This window comes from Methanosarcina mazei S-6 (assembly GCF_000970205.1).
Classification (GTDB): domain Archaea; phylum Halobacteriota; class Methanosarcinia; order Methanosarcinales; family Methanosarcinaceae; genus Methanosarcina; species Methanosarcina mazei.
In genome coordinates this window covers 534,650-556,726 of record NZ_CP009512.1, presented here as the reverse complement: position 1 = coordinate 556,726, position 22,077 = coordinate 534,650, and the positions used below count along the sequence as shown (strand labels likewise).

The window sequence follows — 22,077 nt, the reverse complement described above, 5'->3', positions numbered from 1 at the left end:
GATATAATTTACGAAGCAGGAGACAGACCTCTTCAGAAGGATAGAAAGCCGGTACGAATGATAAGTTTATCTAGCAGAAGGGCTTTTCATTTACTCCATCCCTTCATGAAACCGGGAACGTGTTTGAGAAAAAAATCCATAATCTGCAAACTTCCAGGTTTACGGGTGAATCTTTGAAAAGTCTGGAAATGCAACTATTTCCATAAGCATACAGATTCGGAGAGTGCTTATCCGTTTCTGGAATGTCCCGAATATTAATAAAATAACTATTATATTAAAATTACTATTATTCCGGGAATTATTTCCGGAAATCTCTCTATCTAAGGAAAATCCAGAATTATCCCTAGAGAGGACCATTACATGAAAAGAGAACAGCTCTATTCAGGGAAAGCAAAAACCATCTACAGGACAGATGATCCCGATACCCTTATCGCTGAGTTCCGAAACAGCCTTACCGCATTTAATGGGGAAAAGAAAGGCGAGATGGAACTGAAGGGTTACTACAACGCCCAGATATCAAAGAAGATTTTTGAGATGCTGGAAGCCAGCGGAGTCAAGACCCATTTTGTAAGTATGCTTACCGATATTGATATGCTTGTAAGGGAAGTTGAAATCATCAAAATTGAGGTTATTGTAAGGAACATTGCCGCAGGCTCGATAACCAGAAAGTACCCTATAAAAGAGGGAACTATTTTAAAGCCGCCTGTTCTCGTTTTTGATTTCAAAAGCGATGAATACGGAGACCCAATGCTGAATGATGATATTGCTCTTGCACTTGGCATTGCAACCCGCGAAGAACTTGCAGAACTTCGAAAACTGGCACTCAGGGTCAACGAGCTGCTTGTTCCCTACCTTGATGAAAAAGGAATTCTGCTTCCCGATTTCAAGCTTGAGTTCGGTAGAAGGGAGGGGGAAATTGTCCTTGCAGATGAGATTTCCTGCGACACCTGCCGTTTCTGGGACAAGAAAACCGGGCAGTCTATGGACAAAGACGTTTTCAGGTTTGACAAGGGCGACATCTCCAAAGCCTATGAAGAAGTTGCCCGGCGCATAGTGCCCGAGATATTCGAATAATCCAGAACAGGTCAAAAAGCAAGATCTTAAGCCTGAATAACCTGAAAAGGCTTTAAAGACCTGCTTATTAATTTTTAAACATGAAGGCAGTTCATCTTAACGAACCTGTCTTCTGGCTTCCTTATTTTCGCACCAATCCTTTTCACTTTAAATTCTTTAGAGATTAGAAAAGGAATTAAATTTTTCTCAATTTTTAAATTCTTTAGAGATTAAAAAAGGAATTAAACTCTTTTCACTTTGAATTCATTAGAGATTAAAAAAGGAATCAAGTGTTTTCTGGAATCGGAACTCAGATAGCATCTTTGCCTGCTGAATCCATTCGATTTTTGGAGTACTGACCCTGCCTGAAAGGTCAGAAACTGCGGCTTCCAGGGATTCAAAAGTTTCAGGGGGATTCAGAAGGGCTTTTCTCATCCCCTCCCTGACCACCCAGACTCCGAGAGGAGCCCAGTAATCGGGAGTGATTTCCCTCAAAACAAAGACCGAAGCCTGCCTTTTGATTCCTATCAGATATTCGAGTACAGGGAGCCTTGCTGCATAATAACCCCCTGCAAGGGGAGAATAGCCTTTCTTTCCGTTAATACCTTCACTGTCCTCCCCTATCCAGCTTGATTCCCCTGACCAGACCGTTTTTGGGAGCCAGATTTCAATAAGTTCAAAGGAATAAGCCCTCGGAAGGATAAGGACTTCAAAATGGTTTCCGAAATGGGTCCCGCTAAAGAGTTTGATGTCAGAAACCCAGGGGAAGTCAACTATCCGGTCTGAAAGTTCCTTCCCAGCCATATCATCGACAGCTGTTATAGACCAGCGAGTAGGCACTACTTTGCGTTCTTTTCCCAGCAGGCCAATGGAAAAAAGACGCGTAATATGCTCGGTGGAAACATCACTTTTCAAAAGTTCGGTAATGGCGTCTTTTGCCAGGGCATCGGTATCGTAAACAAGGTAATCCACTTTTTTCGGGACATCGGGGTTCTCGGCAAGCTCAAAGTTTTTCACAAGCCCTGAAGGTCCCATGGGAGTAAGGACTGCATCGAACTTGAGTTCCTGTTTCGGAGCCTTAAAAAACCAGGCTTCGGTATCCACCGGCTTTCTGGAAAGAGCCAGTTCCTGAGCCTTGACCAGAAGAGGGTTTTCTTTGCTCCGCGCATCTTTCACATGCAGGCTCGTGTTTGCTCTGACCATACGGGAACGCATGGAGATGATATCTTCGATCTGCATGTTGCCCCAGGCTGAAGGGTCTTCGAAAATAAGAGCCTCGTTTTCTTTTGCCATGGGAGGGATCAGGGGACCCGCAGAAACCCTTGGATAGCCATAGCTTCCTACAAAAAGAGCCGGGGGAGATGCCCCAAAAACAGAATCTCCTGAAATTGCAGGAGAAATTGATTGCAGGGATTTGAACTTTTCAAGAATAGGGCAACGTGGACGCCCGCAGAGTCCTTTTCCCTTACATTTGATGCACAGTGTATCCTTCACTTTTCGTTCATATCCTTACAGAGTATGCAGGCTTTGGCTTCGGGAGCATTTCTGTACAACCAGCCGGATTTCTGGACGAAACAGCATATACTGCACATACCCTTGACTTTCTCCTGAGAAGATAGACCTCCGCTCAGGAGTACTGAAGCGAATTTTCGGATTTCGTTCTGGGTCTCTTCAGAGAAATCAACTTCAGCTCCTCGTTTTTCACTCACATATTGAGAAACAGCTGCTCTTGAAAGCTCAAGGATATCCGCTACATCCTGCTGCGTACACCCATGTTCGAAAATCATTGCCCTTGAGAGTTCGGATCTGATAGCAGGCAAGACTTTTTGTACCATTATTTCGCATGTTGTTTTCATTGGAGACCAACACTTGCAAATATAAAATATATGGAAACGCACTTTTTGTATGGTTTTCCGGGATGGACTCAGGTTCCGGCGAGTACGCCTGAAAGAAGGTGCATGCTATCGAAAAACTGGCAAAAAGATACGTAAAACTCCGAATCTATAAGCTAATATCTCAGGCTCGAGAGTTCCGGTGGGGGACGGATTCAGAGTTTAATTTTTGATTTGTTCAGCAGAGAAACCCTTTTCCATGAGGACTTCTTTCATGCGGGTCAGGTGATTGCCCTGAAGTTCGACCGTATTTCCTTTTACTGTACCGCCGCATGCAAACTTTGATTTCAGGTAAGTGGACAGTTCATGAAGGTCAATTTCACTAGCATCAAAACCTTCTACGACAGTGACTTCCTTACCATATCTTCTTCTGTTAACTTTAACAGTTATTCTCTGTTGCTCTTTTGCAACCTCTTCGCATATGCAAAGTTCTTTTGGAAGCCCGCATACCGGGCACATTCCGCTGCTCATTTGTTAGTATGTCCTCCAAATTTGTAATCATTGTATATGTAATTTACATCCGAAAATATCTAAATAGATATAAAGTACTTATCAATGATGATATTAAAGCCTAATGGTATTTTTCAGGCACTTTATACTGAATTTCTGCTATACACAAAAACCCTCAATAATATAAAAAGCCAACCAGGGCTCTATATTTTTTTATTCTTTGTATTATAAGTAAATAATCCACAGAGATCTAAAACGATTCACATATCTGAGTTAATATAATTTAACATGATTACATAGGGGATGGAAGCGATCTACAGGAAACTGAAAAATTCAGGTATAAGTAGCTTCAAGAATAAAAAATACGGAAAGACCCTGTTCTTACCCTGAACAATAAGTCCCAGATAATTTGTGCTTTTGCCAGAAAAAGCATTTTTCAGCCAGCAAAAAGCTAAATATATCTTGAACCCCATCTTTTTATATAATCTGTATAGCCACATATTTATGTACATCACATATATAAATATGTCTATATAATAACACTAAAAACCAGACATATCGGGAGGTACCCTGTGAACGAGTTAATAGGTTTTGTAAATGGAAACAGCGTGAGGCAAAAAGTGCTCTCTCTGCTCGCCTCAAAAGGGGAAATGGAAGGGAAACGTATTTCAAAAACTCTTCGGGTGGTATATCCCACCATAGCAAAGACTCTCGAGGAACTCGAGGAAAAAAACCTTATCTCAAAAAAAGAAGAGATTTACTTCCTGACTGAGACCGGAACAAAGATAGAAAAAATGGTCCAGCAAATCTAATTTTCATCAATCCCTATTTTAAAAATTTCCAATTCAAATTTACTTTTTTTTACCTGCGGGTCCCTTGCATACTTTTCGGTTTTTGCCTGTAATTAATCTGCAGCCTTTTTAAACCGGAATACATATCCCGTAAAAGATAGGATTTTTCCTCTGCAGGGGAAGAAGAGCTTTCCCCTTTCCGAATTAAATACTCAGGTAAAGTGTTTACAGTCACCTATTCCTGGGAAAATTTTCCTGCCCGGCCTGAAGAAATATTTATCTAATCCCTATCCCTTTATGTCCGCATAGTCTGTTTAATCTGTTGTAACACTAATCAAACCCTGAAGTATCAGGGAACTTATAAGAAAATCTGAAGCTTCGGCATATCCAGAGAGGCTTAAGAATCAGAGGCAAGGCAATGTTACCTGAAGAAGACCTTAAGATCATTAAAAAAGAACTCGGGCGAGAGCCCACCCTTGTAGAACAGGGCTGTTTTTTAAATCTGTGGAGTGAGCACTGCTCCTATCGATCAAGTGCCCCTCTCCTGAAAACCTTTACAACCACGGGCGAAAACGTGATTATCGGTCCCGGAGACGATGCTGCAATCATCAAATTCGAAGACGGATATGTGCTTGCTATAGGAATGGAAAGCCACAACCACCCTTCATATGTGGACCCGTATAACGGGGCAGCTACCGGTGTGGGAGGCATTGTAAGAGACATAATTTCCATGGGAGCCCGCCCAATAGCCCTTATGGACCCGCTCTACTTCGGGCCTCTGGACACCCCTAAAAACCTTTTCCTTTTCGAGCAGATAATAAAAGGAATCGCAGGATACGGGAACTGCATAGGAGTGCCCGTGGTTAATGGTGAGACCTTTTTTGACAGGAGATACAGCGGAAACCCGCTGGTAAACGTTGTTGCAGTCGGGCTCTGCAAAGAAGAAAAAGTTATGACTTCCCGCTCCCAGAAAGCAGGAAACAAGCTCATTCTTGCAGGTTCAAGCACGGGAAAAGACGGGCTGGGTGGAGCTTCCTTTGCTTCCAGAGACCTCTCGGAATCAGCCGAAGCCGAAGATCGCCCAAGCGTCCAGGTAGGAGACCCCTATACAGAAAAGCTTGTTATGGAAATGACCCTGGAAGCCATAGATAAAGAGTACATAAAGTCCTGCAAAGACCTCGGAGCTGCAGGGCTTGGGGGAGCGAGTTCGGAACTGGCTGCTAAAGGAGGACTGGGAGCCTATATTATTGCAGACGCAGTCCCGCAGCGCGAACCCGAAATGAACGCTTATGAGATCCTGCTTGCCGAATCTCAGGAACGTATGGTCTTTGAGGTAGCCCCTGAAGATGTGGATGCAGTCCTTGCCCTTGTGCAGAAATATGATCTGAACGGGGCTGTGATTGGGCACCTCACAGAAAAGCCCAATTACACTGTTGAGTTCAGAGGCGAAATCGTGGCTGACATCCCTATAGGTTTCCTTACGGGAGGAGCCCCGACCTGTGAAAAGCCTTCAGAGACCCCCATACACAGGGAAGAAGGCAAAAAACCGGAAACCCCTGAGGACCTGAAAGCAGCTTTCATGAAAGTCCTGTCTTCACACAACATTGCCTCAAAGGAATGGATCTACAGGCAGTATGACCATGAAGTCCAGCTAAGGACAGTTGTCAAACCAGGAGAAGATTCCGGAGTCCTCAGAATTACAGATAAAAAAGGAATTGCACTTTCCTGCGGCTGCCAGCCCAGAGCAACTCTTCTTGACCCCTATACAGGAGGAAGAACTGCAATCATTGAAAACGCCATGAACCTTGCAGTAAAAGGTGCTGAAGGGCTTGCCATTGTGAACTGCCTCAACTTTGGAAACCCTGAAAACCCTGAAACCTACTGGCAGTTCAAAAACGCCGTACTCGGGCTCGGAGACGCAGCAAGGGAGCTTTCAATCCCGGTTGTAGGAGGAAATGTTTCCCTTTATAATGAAAGCGATGAGTTCAGGACTGCAATCCCCCCAACCCCTTCAATAGGAATGATCGGAAAAGTTGACCTCGAAACGCCTCTCCCATCGGGCTTCTTTGCAAAAACCGGAGACAGCATTATACTTGTAGGAGAAATAGTTCCTGAAATGGGAGGTTCGGAGTACTATTCCTGCATGGGAGCTGGCAATGCCGGAAAAGTACCTGAGGTACCGAAAAACGCCCCTGAAATAATAAAAGCCGTAATTGAAGCTGTTAAGAGCGGAAAACTGAATTCCGCACACGACCTTTCCCTCGGAGGAATCGGTGCAGGGCTTGCGAGGATGTGCAAAAACATAGGCGGAAAAGTAGACATTAGCGAGATTGCCGGCGAGATGAAGGCAGACGAGTTCCTGTTCTCAGAAGCCCCCGCAAGGGCGCTGCTTGCAACAGCTGAACCGGAAGCCGTCCAGGAACTCCTTAAAGGTGTGCCCCATGCCGTAATAGGCACGGTTGGTGGAGATGCCCTTGAGATAAAAGGTAAAGATTTCGAGCTCTCCATCTCTTTAGAAGAAATCAAAAATGCACATGAAAGCCTTACTAAATTTATGATGATGGGATGATTAACCTCATCCCATTTCTTTTTTCTTTTCAGTTAAGTGTTCTTATCAGCCTGAAGGGCATCTTTTAATTCAATATATTTTTTATTTTGTCATATCTTTTGTTCTGTTTTCGGTCACATCTTTTGTTCTGTTTTCGGTCACATCTTTTGTTCTGTTAATTCTGTTACATCTTTTGTTTCTTCATATCTACTGATTGGAAACCGGTTTTTGAGACTGAGAAATGTACTCTCTCAGTACGCAGCATTTTCAGCAGATTTTCCTTTTATCTTCCATGGTTGCAGTTTATGGGTTATTGTTTTTCTCACAGAACTCACCGGTACCGGTCCAGAGCGGCGCAGGAAAGAAAACAGAAGACGTCTTTTCCGGACTCCGGGACAGGTATAGCGAGTAATAAAAACCGGACTTTTTAAGAGAATCAATAATTCAGCTACAGGCTAGAGAATAAAAAAACAATAGTTTTTAGTAGGTTTCCGCACAAGAGTATTTTGTTATGAAAGCCGTTTGCATGTGTGTGGGAGTGCATCTTCCTTACAGCCCGAAATGGTACTGGCCTGTAGAGGGTTTTACCGGAGTGCCTGAGATGGACAGGTATTTTGACCGGAACCAGATATTTTCAAGGCTTCTAAAAGCAGGTAGAGAGTTTTTACGCCTTAATGATCTTTTTATAGAATCAATTGAAAGAGGGGGAAGTTATGCTTTTGATCTTTCAGGTCCTTTCCTTGAACAGTGCAGATGGGACCCTGAGATGCTTGAATCTTTCAGGGAACTTGCAGAAAGCAGGAGAGTAGAGTTTACAGGGAGCTGCAACTACCATTCCCTGAGTGCCCTTTATCCCGACCTTTCCTGGTTCAGGGAAGAAGTAACAATATACAGGGAAATGATGAAGGAGCTTTTGGGAGTAAGCCCTGAGACTTTCGTAAACACCGAACTCCTGTACACTCAGAGAGCAGGCGACATACTTGGCGAGATGGGCTTCAAATGTCTTATTGCCGAAGGGTCAAGAAATATTCTGGACGGATACGACCCTGTCCGCGTCTTTGAAAGCCAGCTTCCCATTCTTCTAAGACACATAAACCTGAGCGAAGACCTGGAACTGCGCTTTTCGGAGAAAAGCTGGGAAGGATATCCTCTTATCCCTGACAAATTCGCAGACTGGATTGCAGGAATTGAAGGAGATGTCCTGACCCTTTATTTGAACAATACGAGCCTCTGCCTTCACCACAGGAACAAGAGCATGATAGCTGATTTTATAAGGGCTTTTCCGGAAGCCCTTAAAAGCCGGGGCATTGAGATGATCACACCTTCTGAAGCCGTAAGCAGGTTCAGCCCTTTAAGGCTTCCGACTCTGGGGACAGAACAGACAATCCGTTATGGAATGCACAATGCCGTCGGAAACCATGCTCAGCAGCTTTACCTGAGGGAGCTTGTAAGGGTAGGGGAAGAACTTTCAGAAATTAAAGGAAAAAAGAACTACGGTAGGCTCAAACAGATATTTGGCTACCTCCAGCAAAGCGAAATCCTTTTTTCAATGGGACCCGGAAACTCACGGGAAGGCCATGAAAGGGCTGTGAACTATTATTCCATTCTTTCGGACCTGAGAAGAGCTGTTCTGGAGGAAAGCGCATGACCTCACTATGCATGTACTTTCAGGTCCATCAACCGTTCAGGCTGCGCAGGTTCTGGCCCGATGACAGACCTGGCTTTTTCCGCTACTTTGACGAAAGGAGCAACAGGGAGATTTTTGAAAGAGTAGCCCGGAAATGTTATATCCCTGCAAACAGAACTCTTCTGGAGTCCATTGATGAGCATAAAGGGGAATTCAAGTTTTCCCTATCAATTACCGGAACCCTGCTTGAACAGTGTGAACTCTGGGGGGGAGAAGTGCTGGAAAGTTTCAGGCAGCTTGCGGAAACGGGGGCTGTGGAGATTCTGGAAGAAACGTTTTACCATTCCCTCTCAAGCCTTTTTGAAGACAAAACAGAATTTATCGAAGAAGTAAAAGAACACAGGGAAATGGTTTCCGATCTCCTCGGAGTTAAACCTCAAATATTTAGAAACACAGAACTTCTCTACAATAACAGCATAGCAAAAATCGTTTCCGATCTGGGTTATAAGGCAATTCTTACGGAAGGAGCGGACCATATGCTTGAGGGAAGGTCTCCTAACGTGCTTTATAAAGCAAAAGATTCAGGGTTACCCATTCTTTTCAGAAACTACAAACTGAGCGACGATATAGGATACCGTTTCTCTGCACGGTGGTGGGAAGGATACCCTCTGACCGCGGAAAAATGGGCTTCATGGGCTTCAGGAGTTAAGGAAGATTGCATCAATATCTTTATGGACTACGAGACCTTTGGAGAACACCAGTGGAGAGAGACAGGAATTTTTGATTTTGTGGAAAAGCTGCCTGCAGAAGTCCTTAAAAACGGCCTTGAATTCAGTACTCCTGTAGAGCTTACTGAAAAATACTTACCTGTAGCCGAAATCGATGTTGGAGACTTTTCAACGATTTCCTGGGCGGATATGGAACGCGACACCAGCGCATGGCTAGGGAACGACATGCAGCGGCGCTGCTTTGAAGAAATAAGGCTGCTCGAACCTTTTGTGAAAAAGACAGAAGACCCCGAAATCCTGCGTATATGGAAGCACCTGCTGACTTCGGACCACTATTACTACATGTGCACCAAATGGCTCGGAGACGGGGACGTACATTCTTATTTTAGCGTCCATTCCACACCTTTCGAGGCAGCAGTCAATTTCATGGCTGTACTCATTGACTTTAAGGCTCAGGTATTCAAAAAACTCAGCAAAATGCCTTAAGGAAATATACATTTACAAAATATTCATACACATCAATGGGAGTTTGTCATATGGTCAGGGACTTATGCATGTTTGCAGGATTCAATGAAGATTCGCGAATAGTATGGTTCAAGATTACTTATTCTAAAGGGCCCGGTTCTTTATCCGCAATAACCGATTTTCTTGAAAAAGAAAATGCATACATCAAGTTCGGGCATATTGACAATATTACGCAGCACATTGGAGAGTACTCAGTATTTACGGAGCTTAAGAAAGATGTGGATATTGGGGAGCTTGCCCGGAAAATCGAAGGTCTGGAAGCTGTAAGTATGGTGGAACACGGGATTTCGGAATTCGGGATGATTTACTCCGTTGACTTCCCTCTGAACGTTATAGGGGTCAGGGGAGTTATGGCAAGGGCGCTCACTATAGTAGACATTATTAAGATACTTAATCAGAGTGTTCCACACGCTGAAGGGCTTCTTACACTCTCAGGACTGCGCGGAGGAGGCCATGCAGCAAAATATTTTAAGAGTATTATGCCAATTAATGATAGTAACTTTGCAAGCATGCTTGCAGAACTTTACAGAGCTGTTGGCTGGGGGATCCTGGAAATTGACTGCAACCCAGAGACGTGTGAAGGAAAAATCATTGTAAAGGATTCATTTATAGCTGACGTTTACGGAGGCTCGGACCAGCCAGTCTGTGCATTCATGAGCGGTTATTTTGCTGGCTACCTGACCGAGTATTTCGGAAAGAACATCAGTGTGAGGGAAGTCAGCTGTAAAGCCACCGGGAAGAATGTCTGCGAACATATAATTTCACTGGCTCCTACCAGCCCGGATCAGCAAAACCAGCTCAGAGGGGAGATTAAGTGATCAGACAACCGAATGTCATTCTGGGGAATGACGAGCTTCTTGTGACAATGGGAAGAAAAGGAGAAATCCTTGGCTTATTTTATCCCCGCAGAGACCATGCCCAGCACGTAGAAGAATCCCTTGCCTGCATTCACACAGGAGAAAGACTTCTCTGGACAAACGATAACGAATGGCACTCGATTCAGAACTACATAGAAGATACCAATATAGTATCAACAAAACTTTACCATGATTCCGGGATAAGAATCTCTATTCTTGACCTTGTACACCCTGAAGTCCCGGTCCTTATCCGCAGGTTCAAAGTACAGTCCCAGCAAAAAATTTCCGGAAAATTCTTCTATTACTCGAACCTGAATGTGGGGGAAACTTCCAAAAAAAATTCGGCTTTCTGTGATTCAGAAGCCAGACTTCTTGCCCAGTACTGGCAGGATTATTACATCGGGATCTATGCCCTTCCTGAGTTTACGGAGTGGCAGGTCGGAAAGGCGATGGACACCATCTGGTGGACAAATTCCAAGTATGATATGGAAGACGGGAAACTCCAGAGAAATAAAGAAGATATAGGAAACATCAACAATGCTGCGGGCTGGGACCTCGAGCTGGAAGCTGATGGGGCAAACGAATTTGTCATCTTTATAGGAGCCGCATCTTCCCGAAGCCTCCTGTACAAAAGGATGCGAGAGCTGTCCAAACTGCCTCTGGAACACATCTTTGAAAAGACACGGGAATACTGGGTGATGTGGCTATCGAAAAAGCATGTACTCAAAATGCCCGGAATAGAAGGACACAATAACCTGCGCCAGGAGCTTTTCAATGCTTACAACAGGTCTCTTCTCATGCTTTACCTCCTGAACGACCGTGTAAACGGGTCTTTTGTAGCCGCTCCGGAATTTGATTCAAATTTTGAAAAATGCGGAGGATATGGTTTTTGCTGGAACAGAGACACCTCGGAACTGGTTCTTGCCCTCAAACATTCCGGATATCCTGATTATTGTGACAGGTTTTTTAAATGGTGCATCAGGACGCAGCTGCCTGATGGTTCCTGGTTCCAGAGATACTGGCTCAATGGGGACATAGCCCCTTCCTGGGGAAATTTTGACTACTCGACCCAGATAGATGAGACCGGAGCCACACTTCATGCCATGGACGTTTATTACAGGATTCTTGAAGGGCTTAAAAAGGTAGAGTTTCTGGAAGAAGTATGGGTCTCAGTCCTCAGGGCTGCTGAATACCTTATGAAAAGGACAAAATCCGGCCTGCACGAAAGCTGCATGGACCTGTGGGAGACATATTACGGGATTTTCACCTACACAAATGCTTCAATCTATGCAGGGCTTATGGGTGCCTCTCACCTTGCAGAAGAAAACGGCGAGTCCGGAATGGCAAGGCGCTGGAAAAAAAGGGCTGATTTCATAAAACAGGCTACAATTGATCGTTTCTGGCTTCAGGAAGGTTATTTTGCAAAAGGGATAATTCACGAAAAGCTTGACAAGACCCTTGATGCAAGTGTTCTGGGAGCTTATATTCCTTTTAGAATGATCTCTCCTGAAGATCCTGTAGAAAGGGACATGATTCTTTTTCTTATAGAAAATATCCAGAAGAAGCTTTCAATTCCCATCAATAATGGCTATGGAATCAAGCGTTACGAAAATGACACTTATATTGACGGAAATCCCTGGATAGTAACAACACTCTGGCTCTCGGAAGCTATGTTCGCTTTTGCCCTTGACCTGCCGGAAGGAGCAGGGGACCAGTATGCTGAGGAGGCAAAAAAGCTGACCGAGGAAGGAATAAAATGCCTCAGATGGGCTCTTGCCGGAGCTACAAGTACGGGCCTTCTCCCTGAACAGGTGGATAAGTCTACAGGCAAGTCGGCGTGGGCAATCCCTCTCGGCTGGAGCGGGGCTCTTATGCTTAACAATATTATTCTCTTTGATAAAATTTGTAGAAGAAACGCAGGAAATCAGGAGTAAAGCTCAGGAGAAAAAACGAACAACTGGAAAAAAAATCAAATTATAGAGCCTGCAATCGCTTCCACAATTATTAAATTCCTTCACGCACAGCTTTTGGCTCGCTCTATATTCTTTCATTTCTAACTTAATTTAGACGGCATCGACTATGGAATATAGTTCTGCCAGCTGTGCGAAAGAGTCTTTTGAAATAGTCCGCAAGCTCAAACTATCTTCAAGGGCAAGCTTTTCTAATTTCTTCTGCCCCACCCATGTAAGGCCTGAGGACTTCCGGAATTTCGACACTGCCGTCTTCACGCTGGTAGTTCTCCAGTATTGCAACAACCGTCCTGCCGACAGCAAGTCCCGAACCGTTGAGCGTGTGAACGAACTGTGGCCCTTCAGGAGTCCTGTAGCGGATGTTGGCTCTCCTTGCCTGGAAATTATCGAAATTAGAGCACGAAGAGATTTCTCTATACTTTTCCTGTGTAGGTACCCATACTTCGAGGTCGTAAGTCTTGGCAGCCGAGAATCCCAGATCACCAGTGCAGAGGCTTACTACCCGATATGGTAACTTAAGGAGTTTGAGGATCTCTTCAGCATCAAGAGTAAGTTTTTCCAGTTCTTCATAGGATGTTTCAGGCATTACGAATTTAACAAGTTCAACCTTATTGAACTGGTGGTTGCGGATGATACCTCTGGTATCCTGACCATGTTTTCCTGCCTCACGCCTGAAACAGGCGGTGTATGCTGTAAGAAATACCGGCAGGTTTTCCATATATTCATCCATGAAGAGGTTGGTTACAGGCACTTCTGCAGTAGGCGCAAGATAGAAACCATCAGTGCATCCGTACATATCGTCTTTAAACTTGGGTAATTGGCCTGTACCAGTCATGGCTTTCTCATTAATAAGCACAGGAGGGAAAACTTCAAGATAACCCTGCCTGGTGTGCACATCAAGCATGAAGTTTATGAGAGCTCTCTCAAGCTTTGCGCCCATACCTTTATAGACTGCAAAACCCTGGCCTGATATCTTAGCTGCTCTTTCAAAGTCGAGGATATCCAGAGACTCTCCTATTTCCCAGTGGGGCTTTGGAGTAAATGCGAACTCCCTCGGTTCTCCAACTACCCTTACAACCGGATTGTCATTCTCATCCTTGCCTACAGGCGTGGTTTCAGAAGGGATATTTGGAATACTTAGCATTATTTCATTTATTTTTGATTTGTAATCGCGTATTTTGTCATCCAGCTCTTTAATACGGCTGTTAATGCCCTGCATTTCATTTATTCTGGATGCAGCGTCTTTATTTTCCTTCTTGAGCTGCGCTATCTCGCGGGTGACAACATTACGCTTGTGCTTCAGGTCATCGCCCTCGATGAGACATTCCCTCCAGGCTGCGTCATATTCAAGAAGGCTATCAATAAGCTCTGTGCCCATATTCCTGCTAATAAGAGCACGCCCAACTATGTCGGGGTTGTTACGTACAAATTTAAGTTCCAGCATGTTAAGCCCGTGATATCCTGCATGTTAGCTAATATATATTTTACTATTTTCAGGCTGCAAGCCTGCATAAGAAATTGAAATCCTAAAAATAAGTAATGGAGAAGGAAAGTCAGAAAATCCGTTAATTGCGCAAACACGCAAGGACTTTCCCATAAGGACTTTCCTCAAAATAACTGACGAATTGACCTGCTCCCTCGCTTGAGTTGTCCGTTTCCGAGCCCAGAAGCAAGCTTGAGAGGGTCGCCCTGTTCATATAAACAACTTTTGGCTTACCCTGCACCCCTCCGAGTTCCGCAGCCTTATCAATTGCATCATAGAGGTTTCCAAAGTCATCCACAAGCCCGAGATCTTTTGCTCTTGATCCGGTATAAATGCGCCCGTCAGCAAGTTTTTTTACTTCACTCCGGCTTATATTCCGCCCTTCGGCAACCTGGGTTACAAACTCTTCATAACTCTCCATTACAACTTCATCAGCATATTCTTTTTCTTCGTCGGTCAACCCTCTCCAGGTCCCTCCCATATCTTTAAACTCTCCGGACTTCGAAACATAATAATCTATGCCTTCATTCTGGTAAAAGCCAGACATATTTTCAAAGGTCCAGATAACTCCAATAGACCCCGTATTTGTGGAAGGATTTGCAAATATGTAATCTGCCGGGGCAGAGATATAGTACGCAGCGCTGGCTGCAAGGTCCCCCATGGAAACAATGACAGGGACTCCCTGTTTCTGAGCTTTCTCTATCTCTATTGCTATTTCCTGAGCGGCTGAAGGAGAGCCTCCACCGCTGTTTACCCGGAGTACGATCGCCCTGACGTTATTATCCTCTACAGCAGAGTGAATGTTTTGACAAATTTCTTCCGAGGTTGCATAGCCGAGCCCTGCAGGAACATTTCCGGTGAGCATGGTACCCTGCACATAAATGACCGCTATCTTATCGGAACTCCCGATATTTCCTCCGAAACCAAGCCCGTAAAAAATAGCGGCTATACTAACCGCAATGACAGCAATTAAAGCCAGCAATAAGATAAGATAAGAAGCCCCACTGCGTTTCTTTTTCGGCAGGGAAGGAGAAGAGCCTGAATTCATGTTTAAACGCTCACTTTTAATAGTATTATGAGGTTCCGGCTGAGAAGGTTCCTGAACATCTGATTTTGCCGCCTCCTGCTGCGTTTCAGAAGCGGAATAGGAACCAGAGGAATTTTCTTTTATTTTACTCTCCGAAATGTCCCCATCATGAGCAGTAATTTCTTTTTTATTATAAACATCATTTTCCGACAGGCTGTCTCCAGACATCTCTTCAGGACTCGTGTTTTTTGAATCCACACCATCTGAATTTACACTTTCATCATTCATATTGACATGACCGTATTTTTTGGATTTGTTTCTCTAACTTCCCCGGTCTGTACTTTTTCACTGCTGAAAACTCCAGTTAAGGGGCAGGCAAATTTCCAGTTACAGGAACTGCCAGAAGTATATTTTTTAAAAAGCCCGCAAATAAAAAGATTAATCCAATAGGTCTGAATTGTCAGAGCAAGTATTTATGTTTCTCTGAATTCCACCCCTCTTTATATATGATAATCAACTATCCCTCAAATAAGTTCCCTTGTAACCACGATAAGCGAAATATATTTCAGAATTGCAGTCATCCAGAAGAGATACATCTAGAAAAATATATGGAGATAAGAATGTCAAAATCATCCAGTAAACCCGTACTTGTCACATGCGGCCTGCCCTATGCCAATGGCAAGGCACATATCGGGCATCTCCGGACCTATGTGCCCGCTGATATTTATGCCCGTTCCCTGAAAAAAGAGGGGCGGGAAGTAACCTTTGTTTGTGGCTCGGACACCCATGGAACCCCTATTGCCGTAAACGCCGAAGAACTGGGAATTACCCCAACAGAACTTGTAGAAATATATCACAAACACTTTGACGAAACTTTCAAGGAGCTTGGAATTTATTTTGATGCTTTCGGGACAACGGATGACCCTGAAAACCACAACCGGACCCACGACATAGTGAGCAGGCTGATTGAAAAAGGATATGTCTACCCGAAAATTATAGAAATCGCCTACTGTCCGGCATGCAACCGCTTCCTTCCTGACCGTTATGTAGAAGGAGCCTGCCCTCACTGCGGAGAAACTGCCAGAGGAGATGAATGCGACCAGGGCTGCGGAAAACATCTTGAGCCCGGGGAGCTTCAGAACCCTGTATGTACCATCTGCGGAGGCCCTGCAGAGTACCGCCAGCAGGAACACTTCTTTTTCAAGCTTTCCGAGTTCAGCGACTACCTGATGGATTACCTCTCAAAAGACCTCGGAGGGACCACAAATGCCATCAACTACGCACGCGGCTGGGTAAAGCAGGGGCTTACGGACTGGTGCATTACACGGAACCTTGAGTGGGGAGTTAAATTTCCGGGACACGAAGACCTTGTGGTTTATGTCTGGGTGGACGCTCCGATAGGTTATATCGCTTTTACCGAGGAATGGGCTGCACAGGCAGGAGACTCCTGGGAAAAGTTCTGGAAGGGAGACGGGGAAATAGTCCACTTTATAGGAGGGGACATAACCTATCACCACTGCATCTTCTGGCCTGCCATGCTTAAAGGCGCAGATTACTCCGTGCCAACAGCAGTTGTAGCTTCAGGGATGGTAAAAATCGAAGACAGGAAGTTCTCGAAAACCAGAGGCTATGTAGTCTGGGTTGGGGAAGATTATCTTGACCACGGCTTCCATCCCGACCTTCTCAGGTATTACCTTGCAAGCTATACCTCCCACACCAAGGAACTGAACTTCTCCTGGCGCGTGCTTCAGGAAAAGATCAATGCCGAACTGGTTGCAGTTCTCGGAAACTTCCTTTACAGGACCATGCTCTTTGCTTTCAAGAACTACGGAGAAGTCCCGGAAGGTGAAGTAGAGCCTGAAATCCGGAAAGAGATAGAAAAAGCTCTCGTAGAGGTCAAAGCTGCAATGGAAGAGTACGAGTTCAAGAAAGCAGTGGACTCTGCCATGGCTCTTGCATCTTTCGGTAACACTTATTTCCAGTCCCATGAACCCTGGAAACTGATAAAAGAAGACAGGGATGCATGCGGACAGGTCGTCTATAACTGCCTGCACCTGGCAAAAGCCCTGAGCCTGATATTTGAACCCGTTATCCCGCAGACAATGGAGAAAGCCTGGAAAGGGCTAGGGCAGGAGAGCGACATACATGCCGCACTTTATGAAGAGACCCTTGTGCCCCTGAAAGCAGGCACAAAACTTGCAAAACCTGAAATCCTCTTTACCAAGCTCGAAGATGACAGGATAGGAGAGATGGAAGAGATTGCAAACCAGCGTGTAGCAGCCGCAAATGCAAAGAGAAACGGAGTAAAAGGAGGCGAAAAAGAGCCTTCAAAGTCCGAAGGAATGGGACCCTCTGAAGCATCAAAAGCATCCGAAAAAACAGTAGATGTTGCAGAAGTTGAAGAGAAAGTACAGGTAGAAACCCTTCCAGTGATCGATTACGAGGACTTTGCAAAACTTGACATAAGGGTAGGAAAAGTACTCCTCGCCGAACCTGTGAAAAAGTCAAAAAAGCTCCTGAGGATTGAAGTGGATATAGGAGAGGAAAAGCCCAGGCAGCTTGTTGCAGGCATGGCTTCATATTACACTCCAGAAGAACTTGTAGGCAAATCCGTAATCGTGCTCGCTAACCTGAAACCCGCCAAACTATGCGGAGTTGAATCTAACGGCATGATGCTTGCAGCCGATGACGGCGGAGCAATTGTGGCAGCCCTGATGCCGGATAAGGAGATTAAACCGGGCTCCAGGATAAGGTAAAGATTGAAAAAAAGTTAGAATCGGGTAAAATTAAAATAATCAGGTAAAATCAAAATAACATAGAAGCTTAAACCCGGCTTTAGACAGGTTAAAGTTTGATTTTCGTCTTCGTGCCCGTAATAATGCGGGCATGAAGATAACAGCTAATCCAGGAAAATTAAAACCCAGGAAAATTAAAACCCAGGAAAATTAAAACCCAGGAAAATTAAAACCCAGGAAAATTAAAACCCAGGAAAGTTATAATCCAGGAACGTTATCAATTTCTTTTTTCCAGCACCATTTCAAGGTAAGAAGTCCGGATAGAATCTTTTTCACTCAGGCCAAACTGAGATAAGAATTTAAATAATTCTGCCCTTGAACTTTCGAGATCTTTTTTATCTTCCACATCGAGCTCTACTTCCAGAAACTCTCCGAGCCCTTCGACGGCATCAAGACAGACAATAATCTCTCCTGCTCTGAAAATATCCCTTTTTTTGCGGACTGCACCGGCTTCCATGAAGCCCAGAGAGTGGAAAATTTTAGCTGTAGCAGTCCCATCCACTGGAGTTTCGATCTCCACTCTGGTTTTGGAAACTTTATCAAGTTTAGGACCTTTATAGGTCAGCACAGAATGTCCTCCCAGAGAGCGTATCCTGAGAGCCTCATCGGTCTTTGCAAAATCGCGGTATGGAGCTGCAAAATAGACATCTGACTGTTCTTCAACCCCGATTTTACTTGCCCCAATTTCTAAAAGTAGATGGCGGATCTTTGAGTGATCCGCTCTAACCTTGACTTCCACTTCAATCATAATTCCAGACATCTCCGGCTCAATTTATGGTTTGGCTCAATTTATGGTTTAATCCATTATTAATTAATAGGGGAATTAACAGCAGATGCCTGGAAGGAAATATCCGAAAACTATCAGGCATCCACAGGGACGAATTTGGTGCCGTAGTAGATCATACCACGTTCGCCATCTTCCCCGAGTTTTCTGAACACAGACCTGACCCGCGTTCCGATCTGGATATTATCGGTATTGCCGACCACCTGAGAGGTAAGGCGAGGACCTTCATCCAGTTTAATGATTGCAAGGGTGTAAGGAGCCTGGCCTTCAAAACCTTCAGCACCGGTGTGAATCAGTGTATAGCTTACAATTTCACCCGTGCCTTTGAATTTGAAGGGTTCAAGCTCTCCCATGCGCCTGCAGTTTACGCAAACATTGCGTGGGGGATAGAAATATTCCCCGCATTCCTTGCAGCGGGTGCCTTCAAGGTTATACCTGCTGCCGAGGTTTCTCCAGAATCTTGGAACAGAAGACATCGAATATCACATCCCCCTCGACAAAATATGTACTACTGCTGTCGCTCCTGACCCTCCGACGTTATGGGTCATCCCGTACTCAGCTCCTGCTACCTGGCGCTTTCCTGCTTCTCCACGCAGCTGGGTTACGATTTCCACCGCCTGTTTTATTCCGGTTGCCCCTACAGGATGCCCGCAGGCTTTCAGGCCGCCGGATGTGTTGACAGGAATCCTGCCTCCAATTGCGGTTTCTCCGTTTTCTGTGACAATTCCGCCTTTACCTTTCTCTGCAAAGCCGAGGTCTTCAATTGCACAGATCTCTGCAATGGTAAAGCAGTCATGGACCTCTACAAGGTCGATATCTTCAGGGGTAAGTTTTGCCATAGAATATGCCCGCTTTGCAGCCATCACGGTTGCATCCAGAGTTGTGATGTCTCTCCTGTCATGCAGGGCAATTGTATCGCTTGCCTGTGCTGTTGCTTTAATGTAAATTGGAGTGTCGGTATATTTGTGGGCAATCTCCGCAGGTGCAAGGACAAGCGCAGATGCTCCATCTGTTATCGGAGAGCAGTCAAAGATATGCAACGGGTCAGCTACCATTATTGAGTTCAGAACATTATCTACGGTGATTGTGTTCTTGTACTGGGCAATAGGGTTAAAAGATCCGTTTTTGTGGTTCTTCACAGCTACTTCCGCAAGCTGCTCACCTGTGGTTCCGTACATATGCATATGAAGCTTTGCAATCATTGCATACAGCCCGGGAAATGTTGCTCCTGCCATGCCTTCCCATTCACGGTCAGCGGCTGCCGCAAGAGCCGAAGATGCTTCTTCAGAGCCTACATCTGTCATTTTCTCTGCCCCTGCTGCGACCACGATTTCGCTGTAACCTGAAGCCACAGCCATTATAGCCTGGCGCAGGGCAAGCCCTCCAGATGCACAGGCGGCTTCCACCCTGGTAGCCGGGACATGAAGGTTCCTTGAAAGCCCGGAATAATCTGCGATGAGTGCGCCTATGTGTTCCTGCTCAACAAAGCGGCCTCCACTCATGTTTCCAATATAAAGGGCATCAATATCTTTTCCGCTTACTCCTGCGTCCTGGATTGCTCCGATTCCGGCTTCCACGACTATGTCTCTTAAGGAGCGCTCCCAGAGTTCGCCAAATTTAGTATTCTTTACTCCGATAATTGCTACGTCTCTCATTATTATTCACCCCGTTTTCAGGCCAGGCGGATCTTGCCTTTATGCCTGGCATACCTTGCGTAGTCGATGTATACAGGATCCTTGATAAGTTCGGAAACCGTCGGAGCCCTGTTTCGGATTTCCTCAATCCTGTCAGTAACCGTTATGCTGAACGCGTCAGAACCTGCTCCGGACCCGAATGCGGTTGCAAATATCCTGTCCCCTGGCTTTGCCTGGTCAAGGGTTGCAGCAATTCCCATGAGGCAGGAACCTGAATAGGTGTTTCCTATTTTCGGGACAACAAGTCCGGGAGTAATCTGAGCTTTTGTGAACCCTAGCATCTTTGCAGCCTTGCTCGGGAACTTTCCGTTTGGCTGGTGGAAGACCGCGTAATCATAATCTTCAGGCTTTGCCCCGAGTTTTTCAAGCAGGCCTTTTGCTCCGTTTGTTACATGTTTGAAGTACCCGGGTTCTCCCGTAAAACGCCCTCCGTGCTCGGGGTAAGGCATTCCTTCCCTTCTCCAGAAGTCGGGAGTATCTGTTGTAAAAGAGTATGTATCTTCAATGATAGCAGCAAGTTCGGATTCATTTCTACCTATAAGACAGGCGACTCCTCCTGCTGCTGCGGTATATTCAAGGGCATCACTAGGAGCTCCCTGGGAAACGTCCGCTCCTATAGCCAGACCAAGATCGACCATTCCCGAGCCTACGAGCCCCATACATGCCTGAACTGCGGCTGTCCCTGCTTTACATGCAAACTCAAAGTCTGCTGCAGTCATTTGAGGAGTTGCGCCAATAGCCTGAGCGACAATGGTGCTTGTCGGTTTTACGGCGTAAGGGTGACTTTCAGAACCGGTATACACCGCCCCTATTCTGGAGGGATCGACGCCACTTCTTATCATTGCGTTTCTTGCTGCCTCCACGGCAATTGTTGCTGCGTCTTCATCGATATCGGGTACGGATTTTTCATACACCATGAGGCCGTTTTTGAGAGCCTCTGCGTCATCACCCCAGAGCCGGGCAATTTCTTCAATTTTTATGCGGTATCTCGGAACATATGCGCCGTAAGATACTATTCCAATGGTCATGCTTTCACCTGTTTTTAAGTGTTTAGGGTATTCCAGGGGGTCATTCCCTTGCGTAGTATTGACTGTATTTTTTCAGTAGCTGCACAATCTGATCGAGGTCCATTGTGGTTGCGACCAGGGGGACACGGTCTACTTCCGCCATCTTGACTGCAACAGATTCTACCTCTTCTTTACGAAGTCCGTGAAGCACAACAGCTCCGGGCTTCAGGTTAGTTACCCGGATAGCTACCAGGGGGGATTTTCCGGTACTGACTTTTGTAAAGATCATGGCTCTGTCCGTACTCCAGCCGTAGAGCTTCTGAAACTCGTGTGAGGAAAGTTCCAGGATTGCCCGCTGGCTGTCGACAACAGAAAAACCATATAGAGGCTTCTCGATTCCTTTATAGACTATATCGCCTTCAATAAGGTTAACCAGTTTAGCAAGCTGTATCGGGAGAGTATACTCGTAGGTTGAGTAGATTGATTTTGAGCCGCTTTCGGCATTAAGCATAGTTTCGTAGGTGTGAATCTTTTTGCCTCCCCTCTCTAGATCGATTTCAAGCAGGGACTCCACGATCTTCCGGACGATCAGTGTCCCTGGAGACTTTCGCCTCCCGCTTTCATAATCGCTGATAACGGAGGGAGAGACCTTAAGGTAATTTGCAATATCAGTCTGGGATATCTCGAAGTTTAACCTCCACTTTTTCAGGGACTCTCCGGGTTTCTCTGAGAGTGTGATATCTCCAGCCATTTTTTCCGCCAGGCGGTTGCGCAGATTTTCTGAGGAATCATTGGATGTCATGACTTACTTAATCTAAGAGGAAACATTAGCATATATATCTAACG

Annotated in this window: 18 protein-coding genes; 8 read left to right on the top strand and 10 right to left on the bottom strand. The window is 45.2% G+C overall.

Annotated elements, in window-relative coordinates:
* Nucleotides 1-360: 360 nt before the first annotated feature.
* Nucleotides 361-1,074: a phosphoribosylaminoimidazolesuccinocarboxamide synthase gene (gene purC / locus MSMAS_RS02365; protein WP_011032805.1), complete on the top strand. Its 714-nt coding sequence runs from the start codon at nucleotides 361-363 to the stop codon at nucleotides 1,072-1,074.
* Between the two features lie 246 nt (nucleotides 1,075-1,320).
* Here purC and MSMAS_RS02360 read toward each other — a convergent pair whose 3' ends face one another.
* From MSMAS_RS02360 to yciH, 3 genes are all read right to left on the bottom strand, one after another.
* Complete coding sequence (locus MSMAS_RS02360) at nucleotides 1,321-2,547, bottom strand: Nre family DNA repair protein (RefSeq protein ID WP_011032806.1); 1,227 nt, start codon at nucleotides 2,545-2,547, stop codon at nucleotides 1,321-1,323.
* Nucleotides 2,544-2,909 (bottom strand): transcriptional regulator, encoded by a 366-nt coding sequence (locus MSMAS_RS02355; RefSeq protein WP_011032807.1) that lies wholly within the window; start codon nucleotides 2,907-2,909, stop codon nucleotides 2,544-2,546. The genes MSMAS_RS02360 and MSMAS_RS02355 overlap by 4 nt, the downstream gene beginning before the upstream one ends.
* Before the next feature lie 198 nt (nucleotides 2,910-3,107).
* Nucleotides 3,108-3,416, bottom strand: a complete 309-nt coding sequence (yciH, locus tag MSMAS_RS02350) for a stress response translation initiation inhibitor YciH (RefSeq protein WP_011032808.1) — start codon at nucleotides 3,414-3,416, stop codon at nucleotides 3,108-3,110.
* Between the two features lie 551 nt (nucleotides 3,417-3,967).
* Here yciH and MSMAS_RS02345 point away from each other — a divergent pair.
* From MSMAS_RS02345 to MSMAS_RS02320, 6 genes are all read left to right on the top strand, one after another.
* A complete protein-coding gene (locus tag MSMAS_RS02345) occupies nucleotides 3,968-4,207 on the top strand; it encodes a winged helix-turn-helix domain-containing protein (RefSeq protein WP_011032809.1) in 240 nt (79 codons plus the stop codon).
* A gap of 397 nt (nucleotides 4,208-4,604) precedes the next feature.
* A complete protein-coding gene (gene purL, locus MSMAS_RS02340; protein ID WP_048046302.1) occupies nucleotides 4,605-6,755 on the top strand; it encodes a phosphoribosylformylglycinamidine synthase subunit PurL in 2,151 nt (716 codons plus the stop codon).
* A 490-nt stretch (nucleotides 6,756-7,245) separates the two neighbouring features.
* On the top strand, nucleotides 7,246-8,382 hold the full coding sequence (locus MSMAS_RS02335; protein ID WP_011032811.1) for a glycoside hydrolase family 57 protein: 1,137 nt from the start codon (nucleotides 7,246-7,248) through the stop codon (nucleotides 8,380-8,382).
* The gene (locus MSMAS_RS02330; protein WP_048046301.1) at nucleotides 8,379-9,575 is read left to right on the top strand and encodes a glycoside hydrolase family 57 protein; all 1,197 of its coding nucleotides are present in this window, start codon (nucleotides 8,379-8,381) and stop codon (nucleotides 9,573-9,575) included. The genes MSMAS_RS02335 and MSMAS_RS02330 overlap by 4 nt, the downstream gene beginning before the upstream one ends.
* A gap of 50 nt (nucleotides 9,576-9,625) precedes the next feature.
* The gene (locus tag MSMAS_RS02325; RefSeq protein ID WP_048046300.1) at nucleotides 9,626-10,432 is read left to right on the top strand and encodes a V4R domain-containing protein; all 807 of its coding nucleotides are present in this window, start codon (nucleotides 9,626-9,628) and stop codon (nucleotides 10,430-10,432) included.
* Nucleotides 10,429-12,405 (top strand): glycoside hydrolase family 15 protein, encoded by a 1,977-nt coding sequence (locus MSMAS_RS02320; protein ID WP_011032814.1) that lies wholly within the window; start codon nucleotides 10,429-10,431, stop codon nucleotides 12,403-12,405. The genes MSMAS_RS02325 and MSMAS_RS02320 overlap by 4 nt, the downstream gene beginning before the upstream one ends.
* Before the next feature lie 211 nt (nucleotides 12,406-12,616).
* Here the strand turns inward: MSMAS_RS02320 and serS are convergent, their stop codons facing one another.
* Both serS and sppA read right to left on the bottom strand, forming a co-directional pair.
* On the bottom strand, nucleotides 12,617-13,885 hold the full coding sequence (gene serS, locus MSMAS_RS02315) for a serine--tRNA ligase (RefSeq protein ID WP_048042760.1): 1,269 nt from the start codon (nucleotides 13,883-13,885) through the stop codon (nucleotides 12,617-12,619).
* 121 nt (nucleotides 13,886-14,006) lie between these two features.
* Entirely contained in the window at nucleotides 14,007-15,239 is a 1,233-nt protein-coding gene (gene sppA, locus MSMAS_RS02310) for a signal peptide peptidase SppA (RefSeq protein WP_048042758.1), read from the bottom strand.
* 332 nt (nucleotides 15,240-15,571) lie between these two features.
* Between sppA and metG the strand changes: the two genes are divergently transcribed.
* Nucleotides 15,572-17,707, top strand: coding sequence for a methionine--tRNA ligase (gene metG, locus MSMAS_RS02305; protein ID WP_048046299.1), 2,136 nt, complete (start codon nucleotides 15,572-15,574; stop codon nucleotides 17,705-17,707).
* A gap of 256 nt (nucleotides 17,708-17,963) precedes the next feature.
* Here metG and cyaB read toward each other — a convergent pair whose 3' ends face one another.
* The 5 genes from cyaB to MSMAS_RS02280 all read right to left on the bottom strand — a co-directional run bounded on the left by cyaB (nucleotide 17,964) and on the right by MSMAS_RS02280 (nucleotide 22,033).
* Entirely contained in the window at nucleotides 17,964-18,494 is a 531-nt protein-coding gene (cyaB, locus tag MSMAS_RS02300) for a class IV adenylate cyclase (RefSeq protein ID WP_048046298.1), read from the bottom strand.
* Nucleotides 18,495-18,607: 113 nt separating this feature from the next.
* Nucleotides 18,608-19,006 carry a Zn-ribbon domain-containing OB-fold protein gene (locus MSMAS_RS02295; RefSeq protein ID WP_011032819.1) on the bottom strand — a complete coding sequence of 133 codons (399 nt, stop codon included), beginning with the start codon at nucleotides 19,004-19,006 and terminating at the stop codon, nucleotides 18,608-18,610.
* Nucleotides 19,007-19,012: 6 nt separating this feature from the next.
* A complete protein-coding gene (locus tag MSMAS_RS02290) occupies nucleotides 19,013-20,185 on the bottom strand; it encodes a thiolase domain-containing protein (protein ID WP_048038448.1) in 1,173 nt (390 codons plus the stop codon).
* A 17-nt stretch (nucleotides 20,186-20,202) separates the two neighbouring features.
* The gene (locus tag MSMAS_RS02285; protein WP_011032821.1) at nucleotides 20,203-21,252 is read right to left on the bottom strand and encodes a hydroxymethylglutaryl-CoA synthase; all 1,050 of its coding nucleotides are present in this window, start codon (nucleotides 21,250-21,252) and stop codon (nucleotides 20,203-20,205) included.
* Between the two features lie 40 nt (nucleotides 21,253-21,292).
* Nucleotides 21,293-22,033 (bottom strand): helix-turn-helix domain-containing protein, encoded by a 741-nt coding sequence (locus MSMAS_RS02280; protein ID WP_011032822.1) that lies wholly within the window; start codon nucleotides 22,031-22,033, stop codon nucleotides 21,293-21,295.
* Nucleotides 22,034-22,077 lie beyond the last annotated feature (44 nt).